Origin of the sequence: Idiomarina sp. UBA3162 (genome assembly GCF_002364475.1) — a bacterium.
Lineage (GTDB): Bacteria > Pseudomonadota > Gammaproteobacteria > Enterobacterales > Alteromonadaceae > Idiomarina.
On sequence record NZ_DEYI01000069.1, the window covers coordinates 16,446 to 23,687 of the forward strand.

At 45.9% G+C, this 7,242-nt stretch carries 7 protein-coding genes, 1 tRNA gene and 1 pseudogene; 3 read left to right on the forward strand and 6 right to left on the reverse strand.

Annotated features, from left to right (window positions below):
* Positions 1–9 precede the first annotated feature (9 nt).
* Positions 10–94, forward strand: a tRNA-Tyr gene (locus tag B2X00_RS08905).
* A gap of 7 nt (positions 95–101) precedes the next feature.
* Here B2X00_RS08905 and B2X00_RS08910 read toward each other — a convergent pair.
* Entirely contained in the window at positions 102–1,067 is a 966-nt protein-coding gene (locus B2X00_RS08910; protein ID WP_290487217.1) for an NAD(P)H-quinone oxidoreductase, read from the reverse strand.
* 116 nt (positions 1,068–1,183) lie between these two features.
* Here B2X00_RS08910 and B2X00_RS08915 point away from each other — a divergent pair, with 116 nt between their 5' ends.
* The gene (locus B2X00_RS08915) at positions 1,184–2,830 is read left to right on the forward strand and encodes a tetratricopeptide repeat-containing response regulator (RefSeq protein WP_290487218.1); all 1,647 of its coding nucleotides are present in this window, start codon (positions 1,184–1,186) and stop codon (positions 2,828–2,830) included.
* On the opposite strand, the gene B2X00_RS08920 is transcribed toward B2X00_RS08915, so the two are convergent.
* From B2X00_RS08920 to B2X00_RS08940, 5 genes and pseudogenes are all read right to left on the reverse strand, one after another.
* Positions 2,827–3,654 (reverse strand): pirin family protein, encoded by an 828-nt coding sequence (locus tag B2X00_RS08920; RefSeq protein WP_290487219.1) that lies wholly within the window; start codon positions 3,652–3,654, stop codon positions 2,827–2,829. The genes B2X00_RS08915 and B2X00_RS08920 overlap by 4 nt on opposite strands.
* A 10-nt stretch (positions 3,655–3,664) precedes the next feature.
* On the reverse strand, positions 3,665–4,585 hold the full coding sequence (locus tag B2X00_RS08925; RefSeq protein WP_290487220.1) for a glutathione S-transferase family protein: 921 nt from the start codon (positions 4,583–4,585) through the stop codon (positions 3,665–3,667).
* 81 nt (positions 4,586–4,666) lie between these two features.
* Positions 4,667–5,815: a lipid-A-disaccharide synthase gene (gene lpxB, locus B2X00_RS08930; protein WP_290487221.1), complete on the reverse strand. Its 1,149-nt coding sequence runs from the start codon at positions 5,813–5,815 to the stop codon at positions 4,667–4,669.
* Positions 5,815–6,582, reverse strand: a complete 768-nt coding sequence (gene lpxA, locus B2X00_RS08935) for an acyl-ACP--UDP-N-acetylglucosamine O-acyltransferase (protein WP_290487222.1) — start codon at positions 6,580–6,582, stop codon at positions 5,815–5,817. The genes lpxB and lpxA overlap by 1 nt, the downstream gene beginning before the upstream one ends.
* A pseudogene (locus B2X00_RS08940) lies at positions 6,582–6,773 on the reverse strand (3-hydroxyacyl-[acyl-carrier-protein] dehydratase FabZ); the annotation flags it as partial. The gene lpxA and the pseudogene B2X00_RS08940, both read right to left, overlap by 1 nt.
* Before the next feature lie 184 nt (positions 6,774–6,957).
* Here B2X00_RS08940 and B2X00_RS08945 point away from each other — a divergent pair.
* Positions 6,958–7,242: HNH endonuclease (locus B2X00_RS08945; protein ID WP_290487223.1), on the forward strand; the 285-nt coding region annotated here is incomplete at its 3' end.

A 7,242-nucleotide genomic window follows, 5' to 3' on the forward strand; every position in this document is an offset into this window, starting at 1 on the left:
CATCAATCTGGAGGGGTACCCAAGCGGTCAACGGGAGCAGACTGTAAATCTGCCGGCTCAGCCTTCGCAGGTTCGAATCCTGCCCCCTCCACCACTTTTTCCTAGTTTTCTTGCATATCCAAAATCACTTTACCAAACGTTCTATTTTCACGTACGTAATCCATTGCTTCATTAACATCTTTGGCTGCAACGACTCTATCCAGTATCGGCGTAATACGCTTGGCACTAAACGCTGCCCCGAATTCATCCCACAATTCTCGTAAGATACTTCCTTTACGTTCAGCTGACAGCGCTCTCAACGTTGAACCAATAATACGTTGGCGTTTTATTAGCATGCGTCCAAAATCAACCTGACCTTCGCGTCCACCCATCAATCCAATGAGAATAATGCGACCCTCAGTATTTAAAAAACCTTGATCACGCGCAATCGAGTCGCCCCCAATCGGGTTTAAGATGACATCAACACCCTCACTGTCAAGTTGCTGCCAGTCACGCTCATGATGTCGATTGATCGTCATGTGCGAACCCAGTTTGCGACAGAACTGCTGCTTCTCATCAGTGCCGACAACGGCCACCGACGCAATACCTTTTTCCTTACATAACTGAATCAACGACGTTCCCACACCACCTGCTGCCGCATGTATCAATACGCGCTCATGTGACTTTACGCGGGCGAGTTGGAACACATTCAAAAATGCCGTTGCAAACGTCTCCAACCAACCCGCACCTTGCTCCGGTGACCAACCCTTGGGCAAGGGTAAGACTTGCTGCTGATCAACAACGACTTGTTCCGCGTAGCCCCCAGCGGCTAGCAACGCGCACACCTTATCGCCTACGTTGAAAGCGTCTACGTCGGCACCTACTTCAAGGATTGTTCCGCTGCATTCAAGACCAGGAATGTCAGATGCACCCGGGGGTGGAGGATAAGCACCTGCAACCTGCATTAAATCGGCACGATTCATGCCTGCGTGGCTAATCGCTATCCTTACTTGATGACTGTCTAACGCTTTTGATTGTTCAACTTCTGTCCATTCGATGCGTCCGTCTTTAATCCTTGCTGCTTTCATAACGAATCCATTTTTAACTTTTATTCAAAATATTATCTACTTAGCGCTATTCCAAGCTTAACATAGCCCATGTTTAACAGTATGCTGATGTCAACTTGTCTTAAGCAATGTACGGTATGAGCGAAGCACTGGATTTATCAGACAAACGCGTCTTGATTATTGAGGATCAAAAGGCCTTTCAAGTCATGTTGAAAGGTTTACTGATTAATTTAGGTGCCAAAGAAGTTGATGCTAAACGCACTGGCGAGGCCGGCATTGCAGCCTACGCGCGTCGCCCCTATGATATTTTGCTGGTTGACTATAACTTGGGTCGAGGTAAAAACGGTCGCCAGGTGTTAGAAGAGCTTCGCCAACGCGGCATGCTCAAACCTGAAACGCTGTTTTTTATAATTACCGGTGATAATACCCGTCCGATGGTACTGAGCGCACTCGAGCTGCAGCCCGACGACTACCTCACAAAACCTTTTTCGCATCGTGTTTTACGTGCTCGTTTGTTGCGTGCCTACAAACGTAGAATGTGGCTAAGGGATGTCTTTAAATCGCTCTACAACAAAGACTACGAACAGTGTATCGAGGCGTGTCAGAAGCACATCAACGCGCAAAGCCGGTATGCTGCTTATTGTCAAAAGCTGCAGATTGAACTATTTAATAAAACCGGTCAGTTAGACGCCGCTGACAACGCGATTGAGCACTTGCTCGATGAAGGCGGACAAAGTTGGGCCCGCCTTAAGCAAGCTGAGACACGGTTGCTACAACAACGCCCTGACGACGCCCTTGAGCTTATCGCCGCGGTTATAAAAAAAATGCCCAATGCTATTGAAGCGCATGATCTAAAAACCCGTTGTTTTCTGAGTAAAGAAGCGATGGATGATGCGTTGGATAGCGCCCGAATCGCGATTACCATGGCGCCCTTTTCAATCGAACGACAGACGTTACTCGCGCGTATCGCGCGCGATTCCGAAAACTACGAAATAGCCAAACAGGCAATGAATAACGTGCTACAAATTGCACGTACCTCAGTGCACCGTAATGTGCAGCATCTATGCAATTATCTCCGCGCTATCCTAGACGCTGCAGAGCATGCTGAGACCCGGCAACAGATTGCTAAATATCAAACCGAAGCGACAATGGAGCTGCAACGGGCACGTTTTGATGAAAATCTCGTGTATTCGGATATTTCTTTTGAAACCATTGAATCCATTTTGTTGTCACGCATCGATGCCTTTAACGGGCGCTTGCGTGAGGCGCAAAGTCGATTAAACCAAATTTTTGGCGATGACTTAGCGGCAGGTAACAGCTTACCTGAGGAGGTCAGTTTTGATGTGGTTGCCATTTTAATGGATTTAGGTGAGTTTGAAAAAGCCGATGACATTGTTCAACAATATCAACAACTCTTCACTATTGATGAATACACCCAGCGCCTGATGCGGGATCGAGTATCGCGCTCAGAGCAACGACGCACACAATTCCGGCAAATGCATGAACGAGGCATTCAAGAATACGAAGATCGCCGCTACAAAGAGGCGCTTAATAGTTTCAGAGAAGCTTTAAAGATGGCACCTTTAAATAGTGGCGCGGCACTCAACTTTATTCAAGCAGCAGTCAGGTATTGTGCAGAAGCCAATTCGGATAATGAAATTGGCTTTTTGAAAAAAGAATGTCTCTCCTGTTTGCGCACCCTGCAAGGGATGACACTAACGGCATCCCACGCAGCGCGCTATGAACAATTAATTAAGCAAACAGCTCGTTTCAATCTGAGTTAACCTTGAGTCAGCTTACCCTGTTGATAGTCACGAATTGCTTGTTCAATTTCTTCGGGCGTATTCATGACAAACGGGCCGTATTGACTGATTGATTCGCCCAGCGCATCGCCCATTAAAATCATGGCACCACTGTCCTGATCAGCAGTAACATCTAAAGTCGCAGCTTGCCTATCAAGAACGGCTAGCTCACCACGTTCAACGCGCTCGCCATCAAGCAAAAGAGCGCCTTGATAAACATACATCAGCTGTGTTGTATGCTGAGCCAACGCTAATTGCTCGCGAGCTTTTTCGTTTAAGCGCAGATCAGCAATGAACAACCGTTGCTCCGGCAATGAAACGGGGCCCTGTTTATCATCGTAGTTTCCCGCAATTAGACGAAGAATACCGTTTTGCAACTCAACCTCAGGAATGGTATCCGTTTTGTAGTCAAACCATTCTGGCTCATCCATCTTATATTTCGCAGGCAGATTAATCCATAACTGGAAGCCCCACATCAAACCGTCCGTTTGCTTGGGCATTTCCGCATGGATGATCCCACGCGCTGCTTTCATCCATTGCACACCACCGGCGCCAACCAGACCTTGGTTCCCTACCGAGTCTTCATGCGCCATTTGTCCGGCTAACATATAAGTCAGTGTACAAAAGCCGCGATGAGGATGAGGTGGAAACCCGGCAATATAATCATCGGGATCATCCGAACGAAATTCATCGAGCATCAAAAAAGGATCCTGATGCTTAAAAGTCGGTTGATTAATGATGCGCGACAACTTAACGCCGGCACCATCTTGCGCGGCTATCCCTTTTACGCGTTTAACGATACCCATACGTGATTCCTTAAAATGATAACTCAGGACCCACTGGGACAATCTGAGTGGGGTTAATAGTTTTATGGCTGCCGTAGTAGTGGCGCTTGATATGATCCATCACTACTGTCTCTGCAACGCCTGGATAGTGGAATAAACGGCTTAAATAGTCACGCATGCGTGGATAGTCACTAATCCGGTATTTGTTAGCTTTGAAGTGGCCAAAATAGACGGCATCAAAACGCACAAGCGTAGTGAACAAACGCCAATCCGCTTCAGTGAGTTGGTCGCCAACTAAGTAGTCGCGTCCGTCTAAACGTTCTTCGACCCAATCCAACGCGTCAAAAAGCGCTTCGAATGCCTCTTCATAGGCGCTCTGTTCAGTCGCGAAGCCACACTTATAAACACCATTATTGATACCGTGATAAACCCGCTCGTTGACTTCATCAATTTCTTGTTGCAGCGCTTCGGGATAAAAGTCCAGGTCATTGCCGGTTAATTCATTAAACGCGGAATTAAAAATACGTATGATTTCGGCTGACTCATTATTGACGATGGTTTCGTGTTGCTTATCCCACAATACAGGCACCGTCACTCGACCAGAATAGTTAGGGTCGGCTTTCAAGTAGAGCTGGTAGAGAAAGTCAGACTGATAGAGCGGATCGTTAAGCGGAGCAGTGGAAAACTCCCAACCGTTTTCCAGCATTAAAGGATGAACCACCGACACGTCAATGTGAGACTCTAGGCCTTTAAGCTTTCTAAAAATCAGCGCACGGTGTGCCCAAGGACACGCATAAGATACGAATAAATGGTAACGACCCGACTCAGGCGAAAACTCACCACCAGGCTCGATACTGTTACGAAACTGTGACTCACTTCTAACGAAGCGTCCACCATGTTTTTTGGTGTCATACCATTTGTCGTGCCAATTACCGTCGACTAATAAACCCATATCTAAACTCCAATCTATTGAATACATTCATATTAGATCAGATTTTTTAGTGTTATTAGCGCATAATTTCCTTAATTAAGTTCAATTTTTTAGAAGCTTACTCACCACATCTGCAGCAACCTGACTAGCAGATTGGTCAAGTTGTTGGTGAATGCTATCAAATTGTTCAAGTAGCGCTTGGTTATCCGACTGCAGCAATTGCTCCATGTTGGCAACTATCCGTTCGACACTGGCATCACTTTGCGCGAGTTCCGGTACAATCGCACGCCCTGCTAAGAGGTTCGGTAATGAAAAGAAAGGGGCATGGAAAAGCCGCTTAATGATTTGGTAAGACAGCCAAGCGAAACGATAGGCAACCACCATCGGCCGTTTAATCAAAAGAGCCTCGAGCGCTACTGTGCCCGATGTTAATAGCAGATAGTCACAAGCGCTCATCACCTCACGGCTGCGCCCAAGAACGATCTGTACGTCCGCTTGCATGCCACTTTCTGTTAATAACGACCTCAATTCATCAGCGCGAGCTTGGTTCACCATAGGCGCGACAAACTGTAACTCTGGATGATTGGCTTTAAGCGTTTTACAGGCGTGTAAAAAAACCGGCGCCATGCGCGCTAATTCACCTTTGCGGCTGCCAGGTAGCAAGCCAATATAGGTGCCCGACTCGGCTAGCCCTAAGTCGCTTCTAGCCGCAACTTTATCGCTTTCGCGAGGAATAGCATCCGCCAGCGGGTGGCCCACAAAGGTCGCGGGTAAATCGTGTTGATCATAGAACTGCTTTTCGAACGGTAACAAGCACAACACATGGTCAACGGCTTCCTTTATCCCCTTAATCCGTCCTTTACGCCAGGCCCAGACCGATGGACTAACGTAGTGAACGGTTTTAATACCGGTTGCTTTGAGTCGCTTCTCGACCGTTAGATTAAAATCAGGGGCGTCAATACCAATAAAGACGTCAGGTTGCTGTTGCTTAAGAAACTCGACTAACTGTCTGCGGTGTTTTAATAGCTTAGGTAAGTGGCGCACCACTTCCGCTAGCCCCATAATCGACAAGTCTTCCATCGGAAAGAACGAGCTGAGCCCCTCACGTTCCATGAGAGGCCCCCCCACACCGATGAACTCAACATCTTGATAGCGCGACTTCAATGCGGCCATGAGGCCTGAACCGAGTATATCGCCCGAGTGTTCACCTGCGACTAACGCAACTTTAACAGGCGTTTGTGCTTTGTCCATTAGGGTCGAATAATGCCGCGTTGTGATTGTTGAACAAACTTAATGAAGTCGGCCAATTTGGGCTCTTCAAGCGTTTCTATCTGCTGTATCGCCTCTTCAACAGTCAGGCTCGAGCGATATAACAGCTTATAAGCACGACGAATATTGCGGATTTCTTGGTCACTGAATTGTCGACGCTTTAAACCTTCAGAGTTTATAGTGCGAGGCCGCGCATTATGACCTTGCGCCATCACAAACGGTGGAATGTCTTGGACAACGATGGAGTTGACCGCTGCGAAGGCATGCGAGCCGATATGACAAAATTGATGAACGCCAGTCAAACCGCCCAAAATGACTTGGTTGCCTACATGAACATGACCTGCCAGGGTGACTAAGTTGGCGAAAATATTATCGTCTCCGATCATGCAATCGTGCGCAACGTGCACGTAGGCCATCAGCAAGTTACGATCGCCGATACGCGTGATACCTTCGTCTTGGATAGTACCACGGTGAATTGTCACCGACTCACGAATGACGTTATCATCACCAATCTCTAATCGTGTGGGTTCGCCTGCGTACTTTTTATCCTGACAATCTTCGCCCACGCTTGCGAACTGATAGATGGTATTACGGGCGCCGATTTTTGTCGGTCCTTTGATGACTACATGCGAGCGAATATCGCAATCATCACCAATTTCTACGTTAGGTCCAATAATCGTCCACGGGCCAACAGAAACGTTATTCCCTAGTTTAGCCGACGAATCGATAATAGCAGTTTCGTGGATCACTAGACTTCCCTTCTCGCGCAAATAATTTCAGCGCTTGCTGCTAATTCACCGTCAACTTCAGCGCGACCGGAAAACTTCCAGATCCCACGGCGTTCTTTCTCGAAAGTGACATAAAAATGGATAGTATCGCCGGGCACCACCTGGCGTTTAAAACGCGCATTATCGATACCTGCAAATAAATATAAATCATTTGCACATAATGCTTTATACACTGCCGGAGATATGCTTGATATGGAACGATATAAAGTATATAGAAGAACAAATTAAACAAATGACAGTAGTTGGTTGGTGGAGTGGATTAATAAAACATTTCACAGAAATATCATATATAAATAAATATATATTTATTTAAATATAATTATCATATTTAATTAAATGCCTAAACAAAGACAAAAACTTATAAGTAATAAATGCAATAAATATAAAAAGAAAACTATCCCAAAAGCAATCAGAGAACAATGTTGGATAGCATCATTTGGTAAAGTATTTGAACATAAATGTTATGTAGATTGGTGTGAGAATTTAATTAATCCATTTGATTATCATGTTGGTCATGATCAACCAGAGTCAAAAGGTGGGACATTAGATATTAATAATATTAAACCAATTTGTGCAAGATGTAATTTAAGTATGTCAGATAATTATACTATTCAAGAATGG